This is a genomic window from Zoogloea sp., from assembly GCF_044344315.1.
In the GTDB taxonomy this organism is placed as follows: domain Bacteria; phylum Pseudomonadota; class Gammaproteobacteria; order Burkholderiales; family Rhodocyclaceae; genus Zoogloea.
This window is the reverse complement of record NZ_JBIJDC010000028.1, coordinates 21,399-45,021: the sequence shown is the minus strand read 5'-3', so window position 1 is coordinate 45,021 and position 23,623 is coordinate 21,399. Positions and strand designations below refer to the sequence as shown.

At 68.2% G+C, this 23,623-nt stretch carries 22 protein-coding genes and 1 pseudogene; 7 read left to right on the top strand and 16 right to left on the bottom strand.

What is annotated here, in order from left to right; genetic code table 11:
• Window positions 1-46 precede the first annotated feature (46 nt).
• From ACIQ09_RS08480 to amt, 3 genes are read left to right on the top strand one after another with little or no spacing between them, the layout of a single operon-like run.
• Window positions 47-790, top strand: coding sequence for a TorF family putative porin (locus ACIQ09_RS08480; protein WP_398308160.1), 744 nt, complete (start codon window positions 47-49; stop codon window positions 788-790).
• 54 nt (window positions 791-844) lie between these two features.
• Window positions 845-1,183: a P-II family nitrogen regulator gene (gene glnK / locus ACIQ09_RS08475; protein WP_079434291.1), complete on the top strand. Its 339-nt coding sequence runs from the start codon at window positions 845-847 to the stop codon at window positions 1,181-1,183.
• 14 nt (window positions 1,184-1,197) lie between these two features.
• Window positions 1,198-2,742: an ammonium transporter gene (gene amt, locus ACIQ09_RS08470; RefSeq protein WP_398308157.1), complete on the top strand. Its 1,545-nt coding sequence runs from the start codon at window positions 1,198-1,200 to the stop codon at window positions 2,740-2,742.
• Window positions 2,743-2,860: 118 nt separating this feature from the next.
• Here the strand turns inward: amt and purU are convergent, their stop codons facing one another.
• The 3 genes and pseudogenes from purU to ACIQ09_RS08455 form a co-directional block, all read right to left on the bottom strand.
• Window positions 2,861-3,736 carry a formyltetrahydrofolate deformylase gene (purU, locus tag ACIQ09_RS08465; protein WP_398308155.1) on the bottom strand — a complete coding sequence of 292 codons (876 nt, stop codon included), beginning with the start codon at window positions 3,734-3,736 and terminating at the stop codon, window positions 2,861-2,863.
• 49 nt (window positions 3,737-3,785) lie between these two features.
• Window positions 3,786-4,394, bottom strand: coding sequence for a bifunctional phosphoserine phosphatase/homoserine phosphotransferase ThrH (thrH, locus tag ACIQ09_RS08460; RefSeq protein WP_299881019.1), 609 nt, complete (start codon window positions 4,392-4,394; stop codon window positions 3,786-3,788).
• Between the two features lie 133 nt (window positions 4,395-4,527).
• A pseudogene (locus ACIQ09_RS08455) lies at window positions 4,528-6,412 on the bottom strand (ATP-binding cassette domain-containing protein).
• 78 nt (window positions 6,413-6,490) lie between these two features.
• On the opposite strand from ACIQ09_RS08455, the gene ACIQ09_RS08450 reads away from it, so the two are divergent.
• Window positions 6,491-7,207, top strand: a complete 717-nt coding sequence (locus tag ACIQ09_RS08450) for a hypothetical protein (protein WP_398308153.1) — start codon at window positions 6,491-6,493, stop codon at window positions 7,205-7,207.
• A 4-nt stretch (window positions 7,208-7,211) separates the two neighbouring features.
• Here ACIQ09_RS08450 and ACIQ09_RS08445 read toward each other — a convergent pair whose 3' ends face one another.
• Both ACIQ09_RS08445 and ACIQ09_RS08440 read right to left on the bottom strand, forming a co-directional pair.
• Window positions 7,212-7,826 (bottom strand): 2-hydroxychromene-2-carboxylate isomerase, encoded by a 615-nt coding sequence (locus ACIQ09_RS08445; protein WP_398308151.1) that lies wholly within the window; start codon window positions 7,824-7,826, stop codon window positions 7,212-7,214.
• 31 nt (window positions 7,827-7,857) lie between these two features.
• Window positions 7,858-8,202: a DUF2917 domain-containing protein gene (locus ACIQ09_RS08440; protein ID WP_398308149.1), complete on the bottom strand. Its 345-nt coding sequence runs from the start codon at window positions 8,200-8,202 to the stop codon at window positions 7,858-7,860.
• A 123-nt stretch (window positions 8,203-8,325) separates the two neighbouring features.
• On the opposite strand from ACIQ09_RS08440, the gene ACIQ09_RS08435 reads away from it, so the two are divergent.
• Entirely contained in the window at window positions 8,326-9,255 is a 930-nt protein-coding gene (locus ACIQ09_RS08435; protein ID WP_398308147.1) for a LysR substrate-binding domain-containing protein, read from the top strand.
• Here the strand turns inward: ACIQ09_RS08435 and ACIQ09_RS08430 are convergent.
• Window positions 9,252-10,862, bottom strand: a complete 1,611-nt coding sequence (locus tag ACIQ09_RS08430; RefSeq protein WP_398308145.1) for a hypothetical protein — start codon at window positions 10,860-10,862, stop codon at window positions 9,252-9,254. The genes ACIQ09_RS08435 and ACIQ09_RS08430 overlap by 4 nt on opposite strands.
• A gap of 50 nt (window positions 10,863-10,912) precedes the next feature.
• Here ACIQ09_RS08430 and ACIQ09_RS08425 point away from each other — a divergent pair, with 50 nt between their 5' ends.
• Window positions 10,913-11,659, top strand: a complete 747-nt coding sequence (locus tag ACIQ09_RS08425) for a hypothetical protein (RefSeq protein ID WP_398308143.1) — start codon at window positions 10,913-10,915, stop codon at window positions 11,657-11,659.
• Window positions 11,660-11,674: 15 nt separating this feature from the next.
• Here ACIQ09_RS08425 and ACIQ09_RS08420 read toward each other — a convergent pair whose 3' ends face one another.
• The 7 genes from ACIQ09_RS08420 to ACIQ09_RS08390 form a co-directional block, all read right to left on the bottom strand.
• Window positions 11,675-13,213, bottom strand: a complete 1,539-nt coding sequence (locus tag ACIQ09_RS08420) for a cryptochrome/photolyase family protein (protein ID WP_398308141.1) — start codon at window positions 13,211-13,213, stop codon at window positions 11,675-11,677.
• The gene (locus ACIQ09_RS08415) at window positions 13,210-13,374 is read right to left on the bottom strand and encodes a DUF2256 domain-containing protein (RefSeq protein ID WP_398308139.1); all 165 of its coding nucleotides are present in this window, start codon (window positions 13,372-13,374) and stop codon (window positions 13,210-13,212) included. The genes ACIQ09_RS08420 and ACIQ09_RS08415 overlap by 4 nt, the downstream gene beginning before the upstream one ends.
• 128 nt (window positions 13,375-13,502) lie before the next feature.
• Entirely contained in the window at window positions 13,503-15,080 is a 1,578-nt protein-coding gene (locus ACIQ09_RS08410; protein ID WP_398308137.1) for a deoxyribodipyrimidine photo-lyase/cryptochrome family protein, read from the bottom strand.
• A complete protein-coding gene (locus tag ACIQ09_RS08405; protein WP_398308135.1) occupies window positions 15,077-16,201 on the bottom strand; it encodes an FAD-binding domain-containing protein in 1,125 nt (374 codons plus the stop codon). Before ACIQ09_RS08405 ends, ACIQ09_RS08410 begins: the two co-directional genes overlap by 4 nt.
• Window positions 16,202-16,282: 81 nt before the next feature.
• Window positions 16,283-16,804, bottom strand: coding sequence for a PepSY domain-containing protein (locus ACIQ09_RS08400; RefSeq protein WP_398308133.1), 522 nt, complete (start codon window positions 16,802-16,804; stop codon window positions 16,283-16,285).
• 67 nt (window positions 16,805-16,871) lie between these two features.
• Entirely contained in the window at window positions 16,872-17,120 is a 249-nt protein-coding gene (locus tag ACIQ09_RS08395; RefSeq protein ID WP_398308131.1) for a GlsB/YeaQ/YmgE family stress response membrane protein, read from the bottom strand.
• Between the two features lie 86 nt (window positions 17,121-17,206).
• Entirely contained in the window at window positions 17,207-18,469 is a 1,263-nt protein-coding gene (locus ACIQ09_RS08390; RefSeq protein ID WP_398308129.1) for a TIGR03862 family flavoprotein, read from the bottom strand.
• Window positions 18,470-18,584: 115 nt separating this feature from the next.
• Between ACIQ09_RS08390 and ACIQ09_RS08385 the strand changes: the two genes are divergently transcribed.
• The gene (locus tag ACIQ09_RS08385; RefSeq protein ID WP_398308127.1) at window positions 18,585-19,235 is read left to right on the top strand and encodes a c-type cytochrome; all 651 of its coding nucleotides are present in this window, start codon (window positions 18,585-18,587) and stop codon (window positions 19,233-19,235) included.
• 234 nt (window positions 19,236-19,469) lie between these two features.
• On the opposite strand, the gene ACIQ09_RS08380 is transcribed toward ACIQ09_RS08385, so the two are convergent.
• The 3 genes from ACIQ09_RS08380 to ACIQ09_RS08370 all read right to left on the bottom strand — a co-directional run bounded on the left by ACIQ09_RS08380 (window position 19,470) and on the right by ACIQ09_RS08370 (window position 23,524).
• Window positions 19,470-21,458 carry an amidohydrolase gene (locus ACIQ09_RS08380; protein WP_398308125.1) on the bottom strand — a complete coding sequence of 663 codons (1,989 nt, stop codon included), beginning with the start codon at window positions 21,456-21,458 and terminating at the stop codon, window positions 19,470-19,472.
• Window positions 21,459-21,553: 95 nt separating this feature from the next.
• Window positions 21,554-21,907 (bottom strand): PEP-CTERM sorting domain-containing protein, encoded by a 354-nt coding sequence (locus tag ACIQ09_RS08375; protein ID WP_398308123.1) that lies wholly within the window; start codon window positions 21,905-21,907, stop codon window positions 21,554-21,556.
• 381 nt (window positions 21,908-22,288) lie between these two features.
• Complete coding sequence (locus ACIQ09_RS08370; RefSeq protein ID WP_398308121.1) at window positions 22,289-23,524, bottom strand: zinc ribbon domain-containing protein; 1,236 nt, start codon at window positions 23,522-23,524, stop codon at window positions 22,289-22,291.
• Between the last annotated feature and the right edge of the window lie 99 nt (window positions 23,525-23,623).

The following is a 23,623-nucleotide window of genomic DNA, read 5'->3' as shown; positions in this document are numbered from 1 at the left end:
GCTTAATTGAACTCGCCAACTTTTGATTACGAGGAGAACCCCTATCATGCGCAAGACCGTCATTGCCTCCGCCCTGATTGCTGCCAGTGCTGTTCTGCCGACCATGGCTTCTGCCGCCGATGCTGCTCCTGAGCACACTTTCACCAGCAACGTGACGCTGGCATCCGAGTACACCTACCGCGGTATCGGCCAGACCAACCGCAAGCCGGCTGTGCAGGGTGGCTTCGACTACGCGCACTCCAGCGGCCTGTACCTCGGCACCTGGGCTTCCAACGTGTCCTGGCTGACGGATGGCAATTCCACTGTCAGCAACAGCATCGAGATGGACTTCTACGGTGGCTTCAAGGGCACCGCCGGTGACTTCAGCTACGACGTGGGTCTGCTGCAGTACTTCTACCCGGGTACCGGCTACGGCAACAACCCGAACACCCTGGAAGGCTACGTGTCCGCCGGCTATTCCTTCCTGACCCTGAAGTATTCCCATTCCTTCAGCGACCTGTTCGGTTGGGTCGGCAGCAAGAACTCCGGCTACCTGGAACTCAATGCCGCCTATGAGCTGGTTCCGACCCTGAATCTGGTGGGTCACGTGGGTCGCCAGCGTGTTGCCGGCTCGACCTCCGAGGGCGCTTCCTACACCGACTGGAAACTGGGCGTGACCAAGGACTTCAGCGGCACCGTGGTGGGCCTCAGCTACATCACCACCAATGCCAGCAGCGCCTGGTACACCAACCTTCTTGGCAAGGATCTGGGCAAGGACCGTGTGGTTCTGTCCGTGACCCGCAGCTTCTAATTCCCGCAACCGCAGGGCGGTCGAATTCCGGCCGCCTGCCTGAGGAACCCAGCCATGAAACTCGTAACTGCCATCATCAAGCCCTTCAAGCTCGACGAAGTGCGCGAAGCACTGTCCGCCATTGGCGTGCAGGGAATCACCGTGACCGAAGTCAAGGGGTTTGGTCGCCAGAAGGGGCACACCGAGCTGTACCGTGGTGCCGAATACGTGGTCGATTTTCTGCCCAAGGTGAAGATCGAAGCCGCGGTCAAGACCGAGATCCTGGATCAGGTCATTGAGGCCATCGAGAAGTCTGCCAGCACCGGCAAGATCGGTGATGGCAAGATCTTCGTGTTCGATCTGGAGCAAGCCATCCGTATCCGTACCGGCGAGTCCGGTGCCGAAGCGTTGTAAGGGAGCCTTCAATCATGAGAAAAATATTCGCAGCCCTGCTGACCACTGTAGCGGTCAGTTTTGCGGGCGGCGCTCTGGCCGACGACAAGGCAGCAGCCCCTGTCGAGCCGGTCGCCGCGCCCGCCGTTACTGCGCCGGCTGAAGTCAAGCCGGTTGAAGCGCCTGCTGCCCCGACGGCCGCTCCGGTTGTCGAGGCCAAGGTCGCTGAAGCCGCTGCACCGGCCGAAGCCGCGCCGGCACCCGCTCCGGTGCCCAACAAGGGCGACAACGCCTGGATCATCGTTTCCGCCGTGCTGGTGATCATGATGGCCATCCCCGGCCTGGCGCTGTTCTATGGTGGCCTGGTGCGCGCCAAGAACATGTTGTCGGTGCTCCTGCAAGTGTTCGCGGTGTTCTCCCTGATCAGCGTGCTGTGGGTGGTCTATGGCTACTCCATCGCCTTCACCGAGGGAAGCGCTTTCTTCGGCAGCCTCGACAAGGTGCTGCTGAAGGGGATCACGCCTGATTCCGTCGTGGCGACCTGGACCAAGGGCGTGGTGATCACCGAGTTCATCTACGTCGTCTTCCAGGGTGCCTTTGCGGCCATCACCGTGGCCCTGATCGTCGGTGCCTTCGCCGAGCGCATCAAGTTCTCCGCGGTGCTGCTGTTCTCCGTCCTGTGGTTCACCTTCAGCTACCTGCCGATGGCCCACATGGTCTGGTACTGGGCGGGTCCGGATGCCTACACCTCCGCTGACGCGGCGGCTGCAGCTACCGCTACCGCGGGTTACCTGTTCCAGCATGGCGCCCTCGACTTCGCCGGCGGCACCGTGGTGCACATCAACGCCGCCGTTGCCGGCCTGGTGGGTGCCTTCATGGTGGGCAAGCGGATCGGTTACGGCCGTGAGTCCTTTGCTCCGCACAGCCTGACCCTGACCATCGTCGGCGCCTCCCTGCTGTGGGTGGGCTGGTTCGGTTTCAACGCCGGTTCCGCCCTCGAAGCCAATGGCGTTGCTGCCCTGGCCATGGTGAACACCTGGGTTGCTACCGCTGCCGCGGCGATGTCCTGGCTGTTCGCCGAATGGATCATCAAGGGTAAGCCCTCCGGCCTGGGCGCCGCATCCGGTGCCGTCTCCGGTCTGGTGGCCATCACCCCGGCTGCCGGTGTGGTCGGCGTGGTCGGTGCCATCGTGATGGGCCTGCTGGCGGGTGTCGTGTGCCTGTGGGGCGTCAATGGTCTGAAGCGCCTGATCGGTGCCGATGACTCCCTCGACGTGTTCGGCGTGCATGGCGTGGGCGGCATCCTCGGTGCCATCCTGACCGGTGTATTCGCTGCACCGTCCCTCGGCGGCGCTGGCATCTGGGACTACGTGGAAAACAAGGTTGCCGATGCTTACTCGATCTCCGATCAGGTCATCATCCAGGCTACCGCCGTCGGCATGACCATCGTCTGGTCGGCAGTCGTCGCCTTCATCGCCTACAAGCTGGTGGATATGTTCATCGGTCTGCGGGTGCCGGAAGACGAAGAGCGGGAAGGTCTCGACATCACCTCCCACGGCGAAACCGCCTACCACAACTGATCGCGGTAGCAGTTTCAGTCAGGAACAACGGGCGCTTCGGCGCCCGTTGTTTTTTGCTTGTTCACCAGAAACAAAAAGGCCGGCGCAAGGCCGGCCTTTCAGGCAAAGCGATCGAGGGTCAGCGGAACACCACCGTCTTGTTGCCATGCACCAGCACCCGGTCTTCCAGGTGGTAGCGCAGGCCTCGGGCGAGCACGGCCTTTTCGATGTCCTTGCCGTAACGCACCATGTCCTCGACCGAGTCGGAGTGGTCGATGCGGATCACGTCCTGTTCGACGATCGGGCCCTGGTCCAGCTCGGCGGTCACGTAGTGGCAGGTTGCGCCGATCAGCTTGACGCCCTTGACGTAGGCCTGGTGGTAGGGCTTGGCGCCAACAAAGCTGGGCAGGAAGCTGTGGTGGATGTTGAGGATCTTGCCCGGATGGGCGTTGCAGAGCTCGGGCGACAGGATCTGCATGTAGCGCGCCAGCACCATGGTGTCGCCCCGGGACTCCTCGAACAGGCGCTGGACCTCGGCATAGGCCTGGGCCTTGTTGTCGGCAGTGACCGGCACATGGTGGAAGGGGATGCCGTGCCATTCCACGAAGCCGCGGAAGGTCTCGTGGTTGGAGATCACGCAGGGGATCTCGATGTCCAGCTCCTTTGACTGCCAGCGCGCCAGCAGGTCGTAGAGGCAGTGTTCCTGTTTGGACACCAGCACCACTACGCGCTTCTTCACTGCCGAGTCGGTGATCTTCCAGTCCATCTCGAGCTCTTCAGCGATCGGGCGGAAGCGCTCGCGGAACTCGGTGAGCATGAAGGGCAGCGAGTCGGCGCGGATCTCGATGCGCATGAAGTAGCGCCCGCGCTTGTCGGCATCCACCGCCGGTTCGGCGTGGAGGGCGGTTTCGAGGATCCAGCCCTTGTGCTCGGCGATGAAGCCGGACACCTTGGCGACGATGCCGGTGCGGTCGGGGCAGGAGGCGGAGAGGGTATAGAAGCGTTCGCGGTGCATGGCGGAGTGGGCGCCGGCCGGCAGGCCGTGGCCGGCGCTGGGGGAAGGGTCAGATGCGGGCGGAGGCGGCGCGGATCTGGGCCATCAGGCCGCTGTATTCGCGCTCCACGGGGAACTGCGGGAATTCGGCAATGACGTTGTCCGGCGCGCGGAACAGGATGCCGGCGTGGGCTTCCTTGAGCATCGCGGTGTCGTTGTAGGAGTCACCGGCGGCGATCACCTTGAAGTTGATTTCCTTGAAGCGCTGCACTGCTTCCTTCTTCTGGTTGGGCATGCGCAGGTGGTAATTCACCAGGTAGCCCTCGGCGTTGGCCTCGAGCTTGTGGCAGAACAGCGTGGGCATGCCCAGCTGCTTCATCAGCGGCATGGCGAACTCGTAGAAGGTGTCGGACAGGATGATGACCTGGAAGTCCTGGCGCAGGGCATCGAGAAAATCCTTGGCACCGGGCTCGGGGCCCATCTCCGAGATCACCTTCTGGATGTCCGGCAGGCCCAGCTTGTGCTGCTTGAGCAGGTCGAGGCGGTACTTCATCAGCTTGTCGTAATCCGGCTCCTCGCGGGTGGTGCGACGCAGTTCGGGGATGCCGGTGCGCTCCGCGAATTCGATCCAGATTTCGGGGACGAGAACACCTTCGAGGTCAAGACAGACGAGTTGCACGGGGAGGCTCCAGATGACAGCGGTTGATTTGGCGAATCCCGGATTCTAGCAAAGACGTCGTGGCGGCTTGTGTCGAATGCGTCGCGGAAGGTGTCGGGGAGGGTGGGTGGGGTGCTCCGTTCCCCGCGAGGGCTCAGTCGGTCGGAATCGCCTCCAGCGCCTCGTGCAGTTCGAGCCAGCGCAGCTCGGCTTCGTCGATCCGCTCGGCCAGCTCGGCCTGGCGCTTGAGGAGTCTGGGTACCTCGCCGGCTTCAGGGCCGGTGTACAGATCCGGGTCGGCCAGGCGTTCGTCGAGTTTTGCCTTCTCGGCGTTCCAGGGGGCGAGCTTCTTGTCCAGTTGTTCCAGCTCCTTCAGCAGCGGCCGACGGGCGGCCAGGCGGGCCTGGCGGTCGGCGGCGGCGGCTTCCCGGTCGGCCTTGCGGCTGGCCTTGTCGGCGGCCCTGTCCGGGCACTGGGCCGCGGCGGCGTCGGCGGCGCGGCGCTGGGTGAGCCAGCTCTTGTAATCGTCCAGATCGCCATCGAAGAGCTGCAGCCGGCCATCGTCCACCAGCAGGAAGCGGTCGCAGGTGGCGCGCAGCAGGGCGCGGTCGTGGGACACGATGACCATGCCGCCCTCGTAATCCTGTAGGGCCAGGGTGAGGGCGTGGCGCATCTCCAGGTCGAGGTGGTTGGTGGGCTCGTCGAGCAGCAGCAGGTTGGGCTTGTTCCAGATCAGCAGGGCCAGGGCCAGGCGGGATTTTTCGCCACCAGAGAACGGTGCGCAGGGGGCGGTGGCCATGTCTCCATGAAAGTCGAAGCCGCCCAGGTAGTTGCGCAGCTCCTGCTCGCGGGTCTGCGGGTCGAGGCGCAGCATGTGCTGCAAGGCGGACTCTTCCAGGCGCAGACTTTCGAGGGCGTGCTGGGCAAAGTAGCCCAGGGCCAGCCCCTTGCCCTCCCGGCGCATACCGGCGGTGGGCTTGAGGCCGCCGGAGAGCAGCTTGATGAGGGTCGATTTGCCGGCGCCGTTGCGGCCTAGCAGGCCGATCCGTTCGCCCGGGCGGAGGGTCAGCTTCATGCCTGACAGGATGGGTTTGTCGGCGTAGCCGACGGCGGCGTCCTCGATCTGCAGTAGCGGGTCGGGGGCCTGGCCGCAGTCCCGGAAACTGAAGCTGAAGGGGGTGTCAATGTGGGCGGCGGAGATCAGTTCCATGCGCTCCAGGGCCTTGATGCGGCTCTGGGCCTGGCGGGCCTTGGTGGCCTTGGCGCGGAAGCGGTCCACGTACTTCTGCAGGTGGGCGCGCTCGCGTTGCTGCTTCTCGAACGTCGACTGTTGCTGGGACAGGCGCTCGGCGCGCTGGCGCTCGAAGTCGGAATAAGCGCCGGCGTAGAGGGTCAGGCGCTGGCCCTCGATGTGGGCGATCTGGTTGACAACTGCGTCCAGAAAGTCCCGGTCGTGGGAGATCAGCACCAGGGTGCCCCGGTAGTCGGTGAGCCACTGCTCCAGCCAGATCACTGCGTCCAGGTCCAGGTGGTTGGTGGGCTCGTCGAGCAGCAGCAGGTCGGAGCGGCACATCAGCGCCTGGGCCAGGTTGAGGCGCATCCGCCAGCCGCCGGAGAAGTCGGCCACCGGGCGTTCCAGGTCGGTGGCGGAGAAGCCCAGCCCGTCGAGCAGGGCCGCCGCGCGGGCGCGGGCGGCATAGCCGCCGATCTCCTGCAGGCGGCCGTGGAGGTGGCCGATCTCTTCGCCGTCGTGGTTGGCTTCGGCACGCGCCAGGGCGGCTTCGATGCGGCGCAGCTCGGTATCGCCGTCGAGCACGTAGTCGATGGCCGGGCTGGCCAGGGCTGGCGTCTCCTGGGCAACGTGGGCGATGGTCCACGAGGCCGGCATTTCCAGGTCGCAAGAGGCCGAACAGGCTGGACTTGCCGCAGCCATTGGCGCCGGTCAGGCCGACTTTCCAGCCGGGGTGGATCTGGAGGCTGGCGCTCTCGATGAGGGTCTTGACGCCCCGGGCGAGGCGGAGGGAACGAAACTGGATCACGGCAGCAGGACGGGGAGGAAACCGGGCGGTAAATCCGGTATTGTAAGCGGTCCAAAAGTCTTCAGCCCTGCCCGTCCCATGCGTCTGCGTCGCCTGCCCCAGCTGTCCGCCTGTCTGTCATCCCTCCTGCTTGCCCTGGTCATGGGCCCCGTGCAGGCCGAGGAGGCGGCCGTGCCATCCGACCCCGCGGCCGAACTGGCCCGCGCCGGGAAGCTCAAGAGCGAGGCGGCCAGCCTGCGCAGTGCCGCTGATGCCCGCTTCAATGCGGAAGAGATCGCCTGTTACGAGCGCTTCCTGGTGAATCGCTGTATCGACGAATCCCGCGCCCGCCACGTGGCGGATGTGCGCAAGGCGCGGGAGATGGACAACGAGGCCGGGCGCATCGAGTTGGCCGAGAAGAACCGGCGCTTCAACGAACGTCAGGCCGAGGAGGCCCGGGATGCGCCGAAGAAGGCGGTGGAGCGGGCCGAACAGGAGGCTCGCAACCGGGCAGACAGCGAGTCGCGCCTGCGCCAGTTCTCGGAAAAGGATGCGGCGCGGGTCAAGCGCGAGCAGGACGGCAAGAGCCAGGCCATGCAGGCCGCCGCCGACCGCAATCGCAAGGATGCTGCTGATGCCCGTCGCCGGGCGGCCGAGGCCCGGGCGGCGGAGGGCCGCGCCGAGCAGGCGAAGAGCGATCGGACCGACTACGACGAGCGGGCCCTCAAGGCTGCCGAGAAGAAGGCCGAGAAAGCCCGCAAGGCTGCCTCCGGCCAATCGTCGGGTGCCGACGCCGCACCGCTTCTCGGCAAATAGGCGCTCAGGGCGCCGCAGCGTGGGCCTGCACCCACTCCAGGGCGTCCTCCAGCCGGTCGTTGCCCCAGAACAGCTCCCCGTCCGGGGTCACGAAGCTGGGCGCGCCAAACAGGCCGATCTCCCCGGCCTTCTCGGTCTGCTGGCGCAGGGCCAGCTTGTTCTCCGGGCTCTCGGCCCGGGCCAGGATGTCCTCCACCGGTAAACCGAGGGATACCAGGATGCTCTGGATCACCTCCACCTCGGCGATGTCCCGGTCTTCCGCGAAGTTGGCGCGCATCACCGCGCGGCAGAAATCCGCCATCCACACCTCCTCAGCGCCCACCAGGGCAACCCGCGCGGCGAGCAGGCCGTTGCGCGGGAAGCGTGACGGCACCTGCAGGGGCAGGCCGTAGCGGCTGGCCAGCCGGGCCAGATCGCGCCACATGTAGCGCCCCTTGGGTGGATAGATGTTGAAGGGCGAATCGTTCCAGCCCAGGGACAGGAACACCGGCCCGAGCAGGAAGGGGCGCCATTTCAGCGTCACTCCCGCCGCCCGGGCCAGGGGCTCGATGCGCATCACGCTCAGGTAAGAGTAGGAACTGGCGAACTCGAACCAGAACTCCAGGGTCTGTGTGCTCATGGGGGAACTCCGGCGCGGGTGTAGCTTCAGTCTAGCACTCGTGCATGGAACCGCCGGCCAGGCGCCGTGCGGCGCTGTGCCAGCGCGGCGCAATCAGCCCGGCCAGCCTGGCGCCGAGGCTGCGCGGCGCAGGGCGGGGCGCTCCGCCCGGAAAGATCTGCAGCACTGCGCCGTGATGGGCGGTCATCACCACCGTGCCGGGGCCGTCGATGCGGAAGCTGTCGCCGGCGTGCATGATGAGGTCGCGTGGATCGCCGTAGCGGGTCAGCCACACGCAGCCCGAGGTGCAGGTCACCAGGGTGCCGACGCCCTCCGGCAGCACCGTCGAAGCGTGGCCTTCCAGGCACACGCGGCGGGAGGTTGAATGCTCGGCCATGATCTTCTCCAGGCCCGCACAGGATGCGTGGTACGCATTGCGATGGCGGGTGTGGCTGCAGTATTGGCCTGTAAGATGGAACCAACAAACGGTTAATCGGCATCGAAAGGATGCGTTTTTCTCATGGATGATCCCCTCCTTCGCCTGCCACCCCTGGACCCGCTGCGCGGCTTTGTCGCGGCGGCCCGCAGCCTCAGCTTCACCCGCGCGGCCACCCAGCTGTGTCTGACCCAGTCGGCGGTGAGCCGCCAGATTCAGACCCTCGAGGAAGCGCTCGGGGTGAGCCTGTTCGTGCGCGGCACCCGCAGCCTGTCCCTGACGCCCGAGGGCGAACGCCTGTACCGCCTGGCCAGCGGCTGGCTGCGCGACTACGGTGAGCTGGCTGCCAGCCTGCGTGCGGAGCAGGTGAGCCCGCCGGTCACGGTGACCGCCAGCCTGGGGATCACCGCCCTGTGGTTGCTGCCCCACCTGCGTGACTTCCAGATCCGTCACCCCGACATCGATGTGCGCCTGGCAAGCTGCAACCGGGTGGTGGACCTGCGCCGGGAGGGCATCGACCTGGCCCTGCGCCATTGCGCCGATGCGGATGCGCCGGCGGGCAGCGTGCGCCTGTTTGGCGAGACGGTCTTCCCCGTGGCCAGCCCGGCCCTCGGCCTCACCGAACTGACCCGGGACAAGCTGCCGACGGTGGCCCTGATGAACTACGACGACCCGAATTTTCCGTGGCTGGGTTGGGCCGACTGGCTGGCGGCCTGCGGGCTGGAGGGCGTGCGCCCACGGGCCGTGCTGCACTTCAATCATTACGATCAACTGATCCAGGCCGCCGTGGCCGGCCAGGGGGTGGCTATCGGGCGGGCCGAGCTGCTCTCCGACCTGATCGCCGAGGGGCGCCTTCAACCGGTCGGTGGTGCCCGGCGCACGGTGGCCGACCGGGGCTACTGGCTGATCGGTGCCAGCGACGCACCTCGCGAAGCGGTGGCCTGTTTCAGGGATTGGGTGTGCGAGGCCGCCGAGCGCACCCGCAGCGCCACCGGGGGGCTGGCCGGCCTCTAGTCCCGCGAGGCCGGCAGCAGCTCCGCCGCCTCCAGCAGGGCGGCGAACAGGGCATCGGTCTCGGCGGTGCTGCCCTTGTCGAAGCGCACGATGACCGGCAGGCGCGGCATCAGCGCCGCCACCTGGGCGACCACGGCCTCGCTGTCCACCGCCAGCACCACCCGGCTGGCGGGCAGGCGTTCATACAGCTGCTTCAGTTCGAACTCGCAGCCGCCGCGCTCAGGGGTCAGGCCGCGCAGGTCCATCAGGACGGCATCGGCCCGGTCCATCAGCTCGACCACGGTGGCCTTCCAGGTGTCGTCGCGGCAGCAGAACTCATTGACCCGGTAGCGCCCGTCAGGGTCCGGCGCCTGGTCAAGGGCCGCCAGGCCGGTGTTCAGGTCCCCCCGGCTGGTCACGAAGCTGCTCGCCAGGCGTCCGCCGGCAAAGCGCAGGAAGTCGCCCGGGTCGATGGTGCGGGCCATCACGTCGGGGGCGGCGATCATGGTCACCGGGCCGAACAGGCGCCAGCGCGCGCCGACGCGGTCGAACAGCCTTTCGGTACGGGCGGTGTAGCCGAAGACGCGGAGCAGGAGCAGGGTGCGGCGGGGCGGGCGCCCGTGCTGAAGGCCGGTGCGTGCCAGGAGAAGCCCGTTGAGCCAGGGGAACAGGGCGTAGGCGGTGCCGGTGCCGGCCACCACAAGGGGCCAACGGGCCGGGGCGGCGCTGATCAGCTCCAGGGCCAGGGTGGCGCAGAACATCAGCCACCAGGTGCGGGCCAGCAGCTGGGCATCGGAGAAACGCTTGGCTTGGTAGGCACCGGCCAGCCCCTTCAGGCGCCACCAGCCCAGCAGGGCTGCCGGGAAGGTGAAGGCCAGAAAGGCACCGTTGAGGCCGATGTCGAACAGCAGGCGGCTGCCACCGGGCGTGCTGGCCAGCCACGCCGAGGCCCGTGAACCCATCACGGGCGCGAGGCCGAACACCAGCAGGCCGGCGAAGGTGATGGGGGCCACCCCGCGGATGCGCGCCTGCCCGGTGAGGAGGATCAGGGTCATGGGCAGGGGCAGCCACACCGCCGCGAACTGGAAGAAGGTGAAGAAGTTGAGCAACTGGTCGAGACTGGGCCGGCTGCCCATGAAGGGCCGCTGCAGCATGGACACCCCGGTGCCGAGCACGGCGCAGCTGACCAGCACGCCGAGGGCCAGCAGCACCGCCCGGCGGAACCCCAGCGCCAGGCTGGCCGCAATCATCGGTACCGCCGCCAGCAGCAGGCTGCCACCCACCAGCATGATATGGGCAGGGGTCAGGGGCAGATCGCTGACATGCAGCTGGAGCACCGCCAGCAGCAGGGCCGGCAGGGCGACGCTGCCCAGATAGGCCAACCCGATGCGCCACCGTGCCTGCCTCTCCCAGGCCTGGGCGTCCACCGGCGGGCTGGGCGTGACGGTGCGGGCCGGCGCAATGGCCGGAATGCCGAGGGCCTGGCCGCTGCTGCTGCCCATGCCGGCCAGCACGTCCACCCGGTAGCGCCACAGCACCACGGAGGCCACCAGGGCGGTGAGCACGACGGTATTGAGAAAGTGGAAGATCAGCTCACCGGGGGGCATGATGGGTACCGGGAAGGACACTGCACCGCTGCTATCATCCCACTGGGGCGACACCCCGAACAGGAGGGCGAATGATTTCCGAGCAGATCCGGGCGGTCGCCCGCTTCACCCTCATCACCCTCGCCCTGGCCGGCACCTACCTGCTCCTGCAGCACGGCTGGATGGCCCTCGCCGGGCTGGGGGCGGACTGGTGGCAGGCCCGCCAGAACGTTTCGCTGGTGGATGACGCCGAGCTGCTCGCTGCCCGCTCCCGCGAGGCCGAGGCGCGTCTGCCACCCCAGCGCCGGGTCGATGCCTTTCGCCTGGGCCAGCAGATGGGCTTCCTGGCCGAGTACCTGGGCAGTCATGCCCTGTCCGATGCGGCCCTGCGCGCCCAGGCCGAGGCCCGCGCCGCGCCCCTCGCCGCCCAGGCCGGGGCCCTGGCTGACGCCCTTGGCGTCGCGCCGGCGGTGTGGCCCGCGGTGAGCACCGCTGATGAGTTCGCCCGCCTCCAGGCGCGTTTCGAGGACGATGAAACCGGCCTCGCCGGGCGCATCGAGCACGCCCTCTCGCCCCGTCATCGGGCGCTCTACCTTCTTGGCGTGCACGTGGGCATCAACCGGGCGGTGGTCCAGACCCGCGGCGGCACCCACTTCAATGGCCTGAGCGCTTCGCGGCTGGTGCGCCACGCAACCCTCGCCGGTCTGCCGCCGGCGTGGTGGGAGGCCCTCTCCCGGGCGCCCGAAGGTGCCACCCCTGAGGCCCGTGAGGCGCGCTTCATTGCCGCCATCGAGGCCCTGGACGCAGCGCTTGCGGCGCCGGCCAGCGCCAGGCCCTGAGCTTTTCCTCCGACGCTAGAGCTTGTCGAGTCCGTCAGCCAGCGCGGCAGCGTGGCTGCGCATGGCGGCCCGCTCTATTTCGCTCATCCGTTCCAGGGGCTTGAGCATCAGGGTGCAGCGGGGGTTGGCGGCCAGCATGCCGGCGTGCCGCTCCAGAAAATCCCAGTAGAAGGTGCTGACCGGGCAGGCCCGGGGGCCGGTCTTCACGTCCGGGCTGTAGCTGCACCCGCTGCAGTAGTTGCTCATGCGCTTGATGTAGGCGCCGCTGGCCACGTAGGGCTTGCTGGTGAAGCGGCCGCCGTTGGCATACAGGGCCATGCCCGCCACGTTGGGCAGCTCCACCCATTCCACCGCATCCACATACACCGCCAGGAACCAGCCGGCTACGGCCTGGGGCGACAGCCCGGCCAGCAGCGCAAAGTTGCCGGTCACCATGAGGCGCTGGATGTGGTGGGCGTAGCCGTGGTCCAGGGTCTGGCGGATCACCTGGCGCTGGCAGTTCATGCGCGTCTCGCCGGTCCAGAACCAGGCGGGCAAGGGGCGGGTGTGGCCGAAGTGGTTGGCTGCGCCCATGGTCGGCTGGTCACGCCAATACACACCGCGGATGAACTCCCGCCAGCCGAGGATCTGGCGGATGAAGCCCTCCACCGCGGGCAAGGGCGCCTGCCCGGCCCGCCAGGCGTCCTCGGCGGCGCGGATCACTTCCCGCGGGTCAAGGAGCTTGAGGTTGAGGGCCGGGGCCAGCAGGCTGTGCCACAGGAAGGGGGCGTCGGTCCACATGGCGTCCTGGTGGGCGCCGAAGCCCGGCAGACGGTCGCGGATGAAGGCTGCCAGGGCCTGCAGGGCGTCGGCCCGGGTGACCGGCCAGGAGAAGCTGTCCAGGCTGCCGGGGTGGTCGGGGAAGTGCTTCCTGACGGTGGCCAGCACGTCCAGGGTGATGGCGTCGGGCATAAAGCGGGGCGCAGCCGGCAGGGCACCCGGGCCGCCGCGGCCGAAGGACTGGCGGTTGTCCTTGTCGAAGTTCCAGGTGCCGCCGGCCGGCTCCTTGCCGTCCATCAGCACCTGGTGGTGCTTGCGCATGGCACGGTAGAAGTGCTCCATCAGCAGCGTTTTCCGGTCGCCAGCCCAGCGCTGGAAGGCCGCCCGGCTGGCCAAAAAGTGGGTGTCGGGGCGCAGTGCCACGGGCAGGCCCAGTTCGCTGCCGAGGGCGTGCAGGGCTTGTTCCAGGCGCCACTCGCCGGGCTCGCAGACGACCAGACCAGCCGGGTCGTGTCGCACTGCGGCGGCGCGCCAGGCCTCTGCCAGGCTGGCGTGGGGGTGCTCGCCCAGGCGCAGGTAATCCACTGGCCAGCCCCGGGCCTCCAGCTCGGCCGCGAAATGGCGCATGGCCGACAGAAAGAGGGCAATGCGTGCCTTGTGGCTCCACACGTGCCCGGCTTCACCCGGCGCTTCCACCATCAGGATGCGGTCGGCGGCCGGGTCGAAGCCGGCGAGGGCCGGATTGTCGTGGCTCAACTGGTCGCCCAGCACGAGGACGAGATGGCGCACGCTCATGGCCTGGCCACCCGGCGACGGCAGGCGTCGGAGCAGTAGCGGACTTCGTCCCAGCAGCGCGCCCACTTGCGCCGCCAGCTCATGGGGCGGCCGGAGACCGCGCAGGGCTTGCTGGGCAGGGCCTGCTTGTTGCCGCGAAAGGCGGAAGTGGTGGTTTTCATGGGGTCAGAGGGTGTGAAGAAATCGTAGCGAGCGGTTCGAGTTCGCGCCGAGAAGCGCAGCCGTACAAGGGTACGGTGAGCATCGCAGGGGCGAAATCGGGCCGCGCAGTAGATTCATTCACACCCTCTCAGCCGAAATCGAAGCCCAGTTGAGGGCTGTCGGTGGGTGGGGATGGGCGGCGCGTGCGGGGTGCGCCTTCCCTGTGGGGGTTGCGGCTGCCGTGCTTCTCATACACGGCCCGGGATTCCCGGCGCACGGCGTCTTCCTTGCGCAGGCGCCACAGGGTGTCGCGGGCATGGCGGGCGGCGGCCTCGTGGTCCACCAGGGGCTCCGGGTAGTCGCGGCCGATCACCAGCCCCTGGCGCCGCTGGAGTTCGGGCGGCATCTTCCACGGTTCGAACAGCCAGGCTTCGGGCAGGCGCTCCAGCGCTGGCAGCCAGCGGCGCACGAAGCGGCCGTCCGGGTCCTGGTCGCGGGCCTGTTTTACGGGGTTGTAGATGCGCAGGGTGTTGATGCCGGTGGTGCCGGATTGCATCTGGATCTGGGGGTAGTGGATGCCCGGTTCGTAGTCGAGGAACTCCCGGGCCAGGTGCAGGGCCGGCTTCTGCCAGGGCTGCCACAGCTGGTAGCTGGAGAAGGCGATCAGCAGGGCGCGCATGCGGAAGTTGATCCAGCCCGTCTCCCGCAGCATGGCCATGCAGGCGTCGATGAGCGGAAAGCCGGTCTCGCCCTGGCGCCAGCGTGCCAGCCGATTGGTGTCGAAACTGGCGTCGCGCAGGCCGGCAACGGCGGGATGCATGTCCCGGCATTCCAGCTCGGGCTCGGACTCCAGCTTCTGGATGAAGTGGCAGTGCCAGTGCAGGCGGCTTTCAAAGGACTTGAGGCCGGGCAGCTCGCCCCGGGGGCGCAGGTCCGGCGGCATGGCCTGCAGCTCGGTGCGGCGCCGCCACACCGCATGCACGATCTCGCGCACCGACACCGCGCCGAAGGTCAGATAGGGTGACAGGCGCGAGCAGGCATCGCCGGCCGACAGGGGGCTGGACATGCCCCGGCGGTAATCCGGCAGGTGCTGATCGAAGAAATGACGCAGTAGCTGGCGGGCGTGGCTGCGTCCGCCCTGCTGGCGTGCCGGATGATCGGGCAGGGTGTCCGGGTGCCAGGCCAGGTGGCGGGGGGCGCGGCCGGGGGGCAGGCGCAGGGGCGACGGGATGGGGCAAGGCGGGGGCTGCAGCGCCGCTGGCGCCGCGAGTGGGGCGGGCGTCATGCGTTCCATCCACAGCCGGGACCAGGCATCCCGGTCGTGGAGCCTGCGCACCACGCCACCCGATGGCCACTGCTGCCATTCGACGCCCTGTTCCCGGCACCAGCGGGCCACGGCCCGGTCGCGGGCGTAGCTGGCCAGGTTGCCGGTCTCTTCATGGCTGCTCAGGCGGAAAGGCCCCAGGCGCTCACGCAGGGCCTGCAGCACCTCCACCGCCGTGCCCTGCCAGCGCTGCAGCGGGCTGCCCAGGGCAGTCAGGCGCGCCTCCAGCTCGGCCAGGCATTCCAGGATGAAGCCCAGGTGACGGGGCGAGCTGTCGGCCTGGGCGATCAGCTCGGGCTCGAAGAGGTATACGGGCAGCACCGGGCCACGGCGGGCGGCGTCGTGCAGGGGGGCGTGGTCGGTGACCCGCAGGTCGCGCTTGAACCAGACGACGGTGATCATGCGTGCCAGTGCCGGCGGGGGGGCGGCTGGCCGGCGCTGGCCCAGAAGCGGCTGAAGGAGGGGCACAGGGTGGCCGGATCGGGCAGCCAGCGGGGCGGTGGCGTGAGCTCGGCACTCACCTGGGCGAGGGCCTCCCGGTAACCCGGGTTGAGCGTGGCTTCGGCGCGGAAGCGACCGTCGAGCTGCCGCAGATCGCCCACGAAGATCCGGTCGGTGACGGCGCGCAGGCGGGGCAGCACAAAGGCCCAGCGGGCCTCCGACCAGGGGAAGCGCCGGTGGAAGGGCAGGTGGATCACGCCGATGCGCAGCCCTTCGCCGGCGCGCAGGGCCCAGGGATGAACGAGGGTGGCGTCGGTGTCGGATGGCGGCAGGGTGAAGTCGTCGGCGCCGAGCAGGTGCGCCGGCGGGGCGTCCAGGCGGGGTGGTTCAGTGTGCCCCTCAGCCACGTGGGTGACCGGGGCAAGCGCCTGCGGACTGCGGGCCAGTGCCTCCAGCGTCGCGTAGCTCGCGTCCAGCGGCGTGCCCGGGCTGTGCCAGTCGGCCGGGGCGAAGCGCGCCACGTTGTCGGCATTGAAGAGATAGGGTTTGCTGCTGAAGGTGGCTGCCACCCATTGCCAGGACAGGTGGTTGGAGGCCAGATCGCCGTCGAGCAGGTGGGCATAGAGCCAGTCGGCGGCGGGGCGCCAATGGACCTTGCGGACATGCACCACGTAGCTGGCAAGCCACAGGCGGGCATGGTTGTGGAGCGTCCCCGTGGCGTACAGGGTGGCCACCGCCCGGTCGACCACCGGAATGCCGGTGCGTCCTTCGCGGATGTCTGCCGGGAGGGTGTCGGCGTAGGGAATGCCGGGCAGGCCGGGGCGGATGTCGGCCAGGATGCAGTCCCCAAGGTGACCCCACACATGCTGGAAGAAGGCCCGCCAGCCAAACTGGAAGGCCAGCATGTCCTGGCCGGTCAGGCCGAAGCGTTCAATCAGTTCCGGGACCGGGATACAGCCGTGGGTGATCCACGGCGACAGCCCGGTGACGGCGCCCGCGACGTGGTTACGGCTCTGCGCATAGGCGGCCGGGTCAACGGCGGAGAGTCGTGCTGCAAGAGGGGCGTCGTCGAAGTGGCGCACGGTGGGGCGTTGTCGGGAATGGCCGATGGACAGCCCCGCTCCGTGTGCAGTTCCCGGCCGGCCAAGCGGCCTGGCCGGTGTTTACTCCTTGCCGGACTGCCACAGCTCCCGGTTGGCTTCGACGATCTTGCCGCTGGTGGCATCCACCTCCACCTTCATCTCCTTGCCGTTCTTGCGGGCGATGTCGAACTCGTAGGAGGCCGAGCCGTCGGCTTCGATCTCGAATTCGGTCTCGACGATGGTGCCGGGGTACTTCTTCAGGGCGATGGCCTTGGCCTCTTCCAGGCTGATGCGGGCCTTCTCCTTGAACACCGGGGAGTCGGCGCTGACCACTTCCTGCTCCACTTCGGTGATCTTGCCGCTGCGGGCATCGCATTCCACATCCCACGTTTTCTCGTTGCCTTCCACGTCGAACTCGAACACCGGGCGCCCGTTCTCGCGCTTGAGCTCAACCTTGACGATCTTGCCGGGATGTTGTTCGAGCACCACCTTCTCACAGCGCGCGTACTCGGACTTGAAGCGGGCCGGGGCCTCGATGGCAAAGGCGGATTGGGACAGGCCGAAGGTCGCCAGCAGGGTGGCGATGAGGGGACGAAGCATCATGGTGGACTCCAAAGAAAAAGGCTGACGGAACGACGCCGCCAGCCCTTGATTGTAATGCCCCGAGGCCTCAGGACTTGCTGGACAGTTTGCTCGCCACCAGCAGCAGGATCACCGCGCCGATCACCGAGCCCAGGAAGCCGGCACCCTGGCCGGCCTGGTACAGGCCGAGGGCCTGGCCGCCGTAGGTGGCGGCGATGGAGCCGCCGATGCCGAACAGGATGGTCTTGATCCAGCCCATGCTGTCGTCGCCGGGCTTCACGAAGCGGGCGACGAGGCCGACCAGCAGGCCGATGAAGATGGTGGAGAGAATGCCCATGGCGAAGCCCCTGGAGAATGAGTGAGCCCTGACTCTAACCTCCGCCTTGGGCCGGCAATGTTACAAGCTGTGAATGTCTGTGCCGTTCAGCGTCGTGCCAGCCACGCCAGCACGCCCTCTCCGGCCCGGCGGCCGGTGGCCAGGCAGGCAGTGAGCAGGTAGCCACCGGTGGGGGCCTCCCAGTCGAGCATTTCGCCGCTGCAGAAGACGCCCGGCGCGGCGCGGATCATCAGGCCCGCGTCCAGCTCCTCGAAGCGCACGCCACCGGCGCTGCTGATGGCCTCGTCCAGGGGGCGTGGGGCGATCAGGGCGAGGGGCAGGGCCTTGATGGCCGTCGCCAGTCGTTGCGGGTCGGCCAGGACGGCCTCTGGCAGGCATTCCCGCAGCAGGGCCATACGCACCCCGGCGATGCCGACGCGGCTTTGCAGATGGCTGGCCAGGGAGCGGGCGCCCCGTGGGTGGGCCACTTCGGCGTGCACCCGTTCCAGGCTGCGGCCCGGCGCCAGATCGATGAGCAGGGTAGCCCGGCCTTCCGCCTTGATGCGCTCGCGGATCGCGGCCGACAGGGCATACACCAGGCTGCCCTCGATGCCGTCGTCGCTGATCATCGCCTCGCCGGGGCGCATCGGGGCCTCATCGCCCTGGAGGGCCATGGCCACGGACTTGAGGGGCTGGCCGGCAAAGCGGCTGCGGAAGTGCTCACTCCACCCCGCCCCCGAGGCCAGCCGGGGCGAGGCGACGATGAAGCCGCAGTTGGCCGCCTCCAGGGGCGCCACATCCACGCCCCGCCCGCCGAGCAGCGGCACCCAGGCGCCATCCGAGCCGAGTCGGGCCCAGCTGCCGCCGCCCAGAGCCAGCAACGTGGCGTCGGCCTGCTGCAGGTGTTCGCCGGCGGGGGTGGTGAAACGCAGCTGCCCGTCCACGCTCCAGCCCGCCCAGCGGTGGCGCACATGGAAGCGCACCCCGGTCTCCCGCAGGCGCGCCAGCCAGGCGCGCAGTAGCGGGGCGGCCTTCATCTCCTGGGGGAAGACCCGCCCGGAGCTGCCCACGAAGGTGCTCACCCCCAGGGCTTCCACCCAGGCCCGCAGTTCCGCCGGGCCGAAGGCGCGGAGCAGGGGCGTGATGATGTCCTCGCGGCTGCCGTAACGCCCGGCGAAGGCGGCGAAGGGCTCGGCGTGGGTGATGTTGAGTCCGCCCCGCCCGGCCAGCAGGAACTTGCGCCCCACCGAGGGCATCGCGTCGAAGAGATCGACCTGCACGCCGCCCCGGGCCAGGGTTTCGGCCGCCATCAGGCCGGCCGGGCCGCCGCCGATCACGGCGACGCGGGGAGTGGGGGAAACGGGCTGCATGGCGGGGTCCGGAGGGTAAAGATGCGCGATTGTAGTGGGCCGGCTTCAGGCAAACTACAATTCCCGGTATTCCGCCGGTGGCGGCCAGTCGGGAGTTGGAATGGAAGGAAGCGGAATGACCCTTGCAGCGCGCAGCGTCCTGAGGTGGTCGGTGGTCGGTGCCCTGAGTGCGGTGGCCATGCTGGGTTCGGCTTTCGCCGATGCCCCCAGGGATGTCCTGGACCGGATCACCAAGGCCCGACCTGCAGATCAGAAGGTCGCCCAGGATGCCGGCCGCAAGGCCGCCTTTTTCTGTGCCAACTGCCATGGCGAGACGGGACTCAGCAAATACGGAGAAGTCCCTAACCTGGCGGGTCAGCACCCCACGTATGTCCTTGGACAGGTTGACGCCTTCCTCAACGGCCGGCGCAAGGACGCCTTCATGCAGGGCCTGATGAAAGTGCTCAGCGCCGAGGAAAAGGCGCAGATCGCCCTGTTCTACTCAGCCCAGCCGGTCACGCCGGCGGGCACTCCGTCTACGGCCAGGGCAGCCGAAGGGCGGGAGCACTTCGAGAAGAACTGCGTGCGTTGCCACGGGGCGGATGCCCGTGGCGGCGAGAACTTTCCTCGCCTCGCCGGCCAGCAGCCCGAATACCTGCGGCGCAGCCTTTTGCGCTATCTGAAAGCCAGCGGCGAGCGCACCTATCCTCCCATGACGGCCGCCGTGTCCGGTCTTGGTGAGCGGAACATCGAGGCCGTGGTGGAGTATCTGTCGAACCTGCGCTGAAAGGGGCAAGGCAGCTCGCTTTCGGTGGGATGAACCCGGCCCCGCAGTTTGACGCGTCATCTGACGGCCGATGCGGCCTCGTCTGCAGGGGCGACTTGCAGGGGCGACTTGTAGGGGCGACTTGTAGGGGCGACTTCAGTCGCCCGCGGAGTTCTATCCTGGGCATGCCCGTGATCGACGCGCGTTGGGCGACTGAAGTCGCCCCTACAGTTCCCAGGCCACCACCCTGCCGCGTCAGCGCAGGATCGGCACCCCGCCTTCGTTGCCGCCGAACACCGTCACGCCTTCCTTTACCGTGCCAATCACCTTGATCTCGCCGAGCTTGTCGGCGGGTGTCTTGAGCGGGTTGGCGGAGAGCACGGTCAGGTCGGCGAGCTTGCCAGCGGCGATACTGCCCTTGAGTTTCTCCTCGCCGAGCTGGCGGGCTGGCAGCAGGGTGAGGGCCTTGAGGGCGTCCAGCGGGCTGAGCTGCTGAGCCTCGCCGACCGGGCGCTTGATGGCTGCGGCCAGGTTGGCCAAGGGGGTCGGCTCGAGCTGCGAGGCGTCGCCGGCCAGCAGTACCGGCAGGCCCTTGCCCACAGCTGCACCGGCGGGGGTGAAGCGGGCCGTGCGCTCCTCACCGAGGGCATAGTCCTTGAGGGTGGCCAGGGACAGCCCGAGGCGGCGCGGCGCCACGGCCAGGCTCACGCCGAGGGTCTTCAGGGTGTCGAGCTGGTCGTCACGCAGGGTCTGGCCGCCGGCCAGCAGGGGGCGGCGGTCCTTGCCCGGATGTTTGCTGGCAGCTGCCTGCAGGCCGTTGATGAACTGGTCGATGGCCGCATCGCCGTTGGCCTGCACGGCCACCTGCCAGCCGCCGGCATAGGCGCGGGAGAACAGCTCGCCCGCGGCTTCGTCGGTGCTGCCCGGATAGCCGGCAAAGGTGGTGCGCTTGCCCGGGGGCGGCAGCTGGTAGGGTTGGGTGAGCCAGGCGCTGCGGTCTTCGGCGTTGCCGTCGAGTGCGAAGGACACGCCGGCCAGCTTGAGGTGGCCCTTGTAGTACTTGGGCCCGATGATCTTGTTGCCCTTCAGGCTGGCGCCGGCGCTGGCCAGGTCGGCGTAGAGCAGCACGTCGAGCTTGAGGGCGCCGGTGTCGGCGGCCTGGGTGTACAGGGACAGATCGTCGGGGGTGGCGCGGGCCTCCACGGCGGTGGTGTAGCCGTTCTGCAGATAGAGGGTCTGGCCCTGCTGGATCATGGCCTGACGGTCGTCGGCGGGCAGTTGCGGCAGGGCGCCAAGCAGGGCGGTGGCGGCGGCGCCTTCGAGCACGCCGTCGGGCTCCTTCGAGCCCGGCCAGCGGCCGATGCTGCCGCCCGGCGGGTCGATGCTGTCGCGGCCGATGCCGGCCAGTTCCAGGGCCTTGCTGTTGGCCACCAGGTGGCTGCCGGAGTAGTGCACCACGATCACCGGGGTGTCGCGGGAGAGGCTGTCCAGGTCGGTCCGGCTGGGGCGGCGCTGTTCGCGCAGGCGGGTGTCGTCGTAGCCGAAACCGATGATCCAGCCGAAACGCTTGGCCAGGTCGCCCCTGCCCCATTCGCGCAGCTCGCGCAGCAGACCGTTGGTGTCGGTCACCTTGCCCTCTGGCGGCGACTGCACCTGGGCCGCCACCGAATACAGGCCCATGCGCGACATCTGCCCCCAGCTGTCGATGAAACCCGGCACCAGGGTCTTGCCGGCCAGGTCCACCACCTCGGTGCCCTCGCTCTTCCAGCGCGCCAGGATGTCCTTGCTCTTGCCCACAGCGATGATCTTGCTGCCCTTGATGGCCACAGCCTGGGCGGTGGGGCGCTTGTCGTCGAGGGTCAGCACCTCGCCATTGGTGAAGATGATGTCGGAGAGCGGCGGCGGTGGCGGGGCCGGAGGGGGCGCGTTGGGATCGACGGGCACGACGCCGGCAACGGGCGGGGTGGCGCCGGGCGCTGCGGCTGGGGAGGCCACGGGGGACGCAGGTGTCACGGCCGGTGCGGTCACGGGCGGCACGGCTGGCTTGACGGTGGCTGCCGGCGGGGTAATCGGGCGGATCGGGGTTTGTGGCTGGGCTTGCGTCTGGGCCAGCAGGGCCGGTGCGGCGAGGGCCAGGCCGATGGCGAGGCTCGTGCGGCGGAGAACGAAGGCGGATTTCATGGGCAGGGCTCCGGATATCACAGAGGCCGCCAGGCCGATGCCGGCGGCGAATCCGTCGAGCATAGCATCGGCTCCGGTCGCCGCCCGTGAAAGGCTACCTGTCCTGAGGTGCGAGAATGGGGTAGCGCTTGGGGTAAAGGCTGAAGGGCTGTGACGCTTCAACGCTTGCGGCGTATCAGCCAAAGCACCCCGATGCCGATGGCCAGCAGCAGCAGGGCAGAGGGTTCCGGTGCGGGCACAGCGGCAGGCTCGTTGGTTAGCGCTGCCGACAAGGGCGTGGCGCGACCCAGCTCGTCCAGGGCCGTCGGGGTCATCAGGGTCTGCAGGTTGTTGTCGGCCGGCGGGGCGCTGATGGGTTCGCTGGCGGCGGACGGTGTGAGGGCCTCGGTGACCGGGTCGCTCAATCCGGCGCCAGTGGCCACTGCAGCCCGGGTGGGGTTCGGCAGGGCGAGCGCGACGACGATCAGCAACGTGCAGCAAAGGAAGAACTTGAACAGGATCGGGGTGCGCATCAGTGAGTCTCCGGGGGCCACATGCAGCCCCTTAAACTGATAAAGCAAGCTTCCTGCCCGTTTTGTTTTTCCGCGCCTAGCGTGACTCTCCGCTTTTTGTCTGTGAATTAAGTCCTCGTGTTGTAAAGAAATCCGACAGGAAGACGCAGCGCTTTCATGCGCTCCAGCACTCGGCCCGCACTGTCACCAGAACCCGGGCGGCGAAGGATAAGACGCCCTGGAGGGCCTTGCTGTGATTTCCTGTGACGCCAATTTGGGGAGCCGCCGGTGGGGGTGGCTTCAGTCGGCTGCGGACTTCGATCAAGGGCATGTCTGTGATCGATGCGGGGATGGGCGACTGAAGTCGCCCCTACGAGTCGCCCCTACACGTCGCCTCCCTCGTCAGGATGAACCCGACCCCACATCGCCTGCTGCGGGTTGGCCGCAGTGGTGGCAGAAACGCGCGTGCCTGTGCATCAGCCCCTGGCAGCTGGGGCAGAGGCGGAACTGGGCGTAGCCGCAGAACGGGCAGGCGGCTGAGTCGGCGGGCAGGTGCTTGCCGCAGCCCTGGCACTCGCCACGGGCAATGCGCCGCTCCAGCAACCTCTCCCGGGAGAAGAGCTTCTTCTGCAGAAAATGGATCACCACCAGCGCGGCGGCGATGACCGCCGCCATCACCAGGTAGTGCCAGATCGCCACCAGCCTGAAGGCCGCGAGAAACTCGAACAGCGCGGCCAGCAGCCGGTGCGGAATGATCCGATACACCGCCTCGACCAGCTTGAAGAGGATGGGGATGAAGCTCACCACCAGCAGGTGCGCCGACACCAGCGTCTGCAGGCCCCGCCCATTGCGCAGGCTGGCGCTGTTCCAGGCGCGGAAGACCAGGAGCAGGGGCAGCAGGAAGATCAACTGCATGCCCAGCTGCTTCACCGGGAACCAGAAGTTCAGGCGCTGCAGATCATCCCGCAACTGTTGCCGGTCGGCCTCCGACGGCCTGTCCAGCACTGCCCACAGGGCCTGGATGTCGTCGCGGGCGTTGATCGTCTGCGCCAGCGCGGCGGCCTGGGCCTTCAGGCCATCAAGGGCGGCCGTGCGGGTGTGGAACTCGGCGCGGCTGGCGTCTACCGGCGTCTGGCCGGGCGTGTTGCCGGCCATGCGCTCCAGCAGTGAGGTATCGTAGGCGCCCTTCAGGCGGTCGATGGCAAGCTGCTGCTCGCGCACCTCCCGCTCGACTTTCTGGTGGGTCTCGAAGAGGCGCACCAGGGCCTTGTCGGCCTGGATGCGGGCGATCCGGTCCAGATAGGGCGCGCACAGCGGGTGGTGCTCGGCCTTGTTGTCACGGGGCGGGTAAGGGCTGGCGCTGCCGGCCGTCGCCAGCGCGGCCAGCCGGCCGAGCCGATTGTCCGTGGTCCAGGTCTCGTCGATCACCATCGCGCGGCAGGTGTGGGGGATGGTCTCGTCCGGCGCGGTGAGCTGCCGCGTATGCGCCGCCAGCCCGTCGAAGATCGACATCAGGATGAACAGATCGAGCAACAGCACAACCACCAGCACCGCCCGGCCCAGGGGCTGGCTGTCCAGGTGGGTGAGCTGCTGCCGGGTACGCGCCGCGGCGCGTGAGAGGGCTTGCTTGAGGCGCATGGGGGCTCCGCGCAGAGGGGAGGGATTCAGTCGAAAGGCATCACTGATTTACGCCGGGCGGAGAGGCGGGTCAAGCAGGCGATATCCGCGCCGAACAGC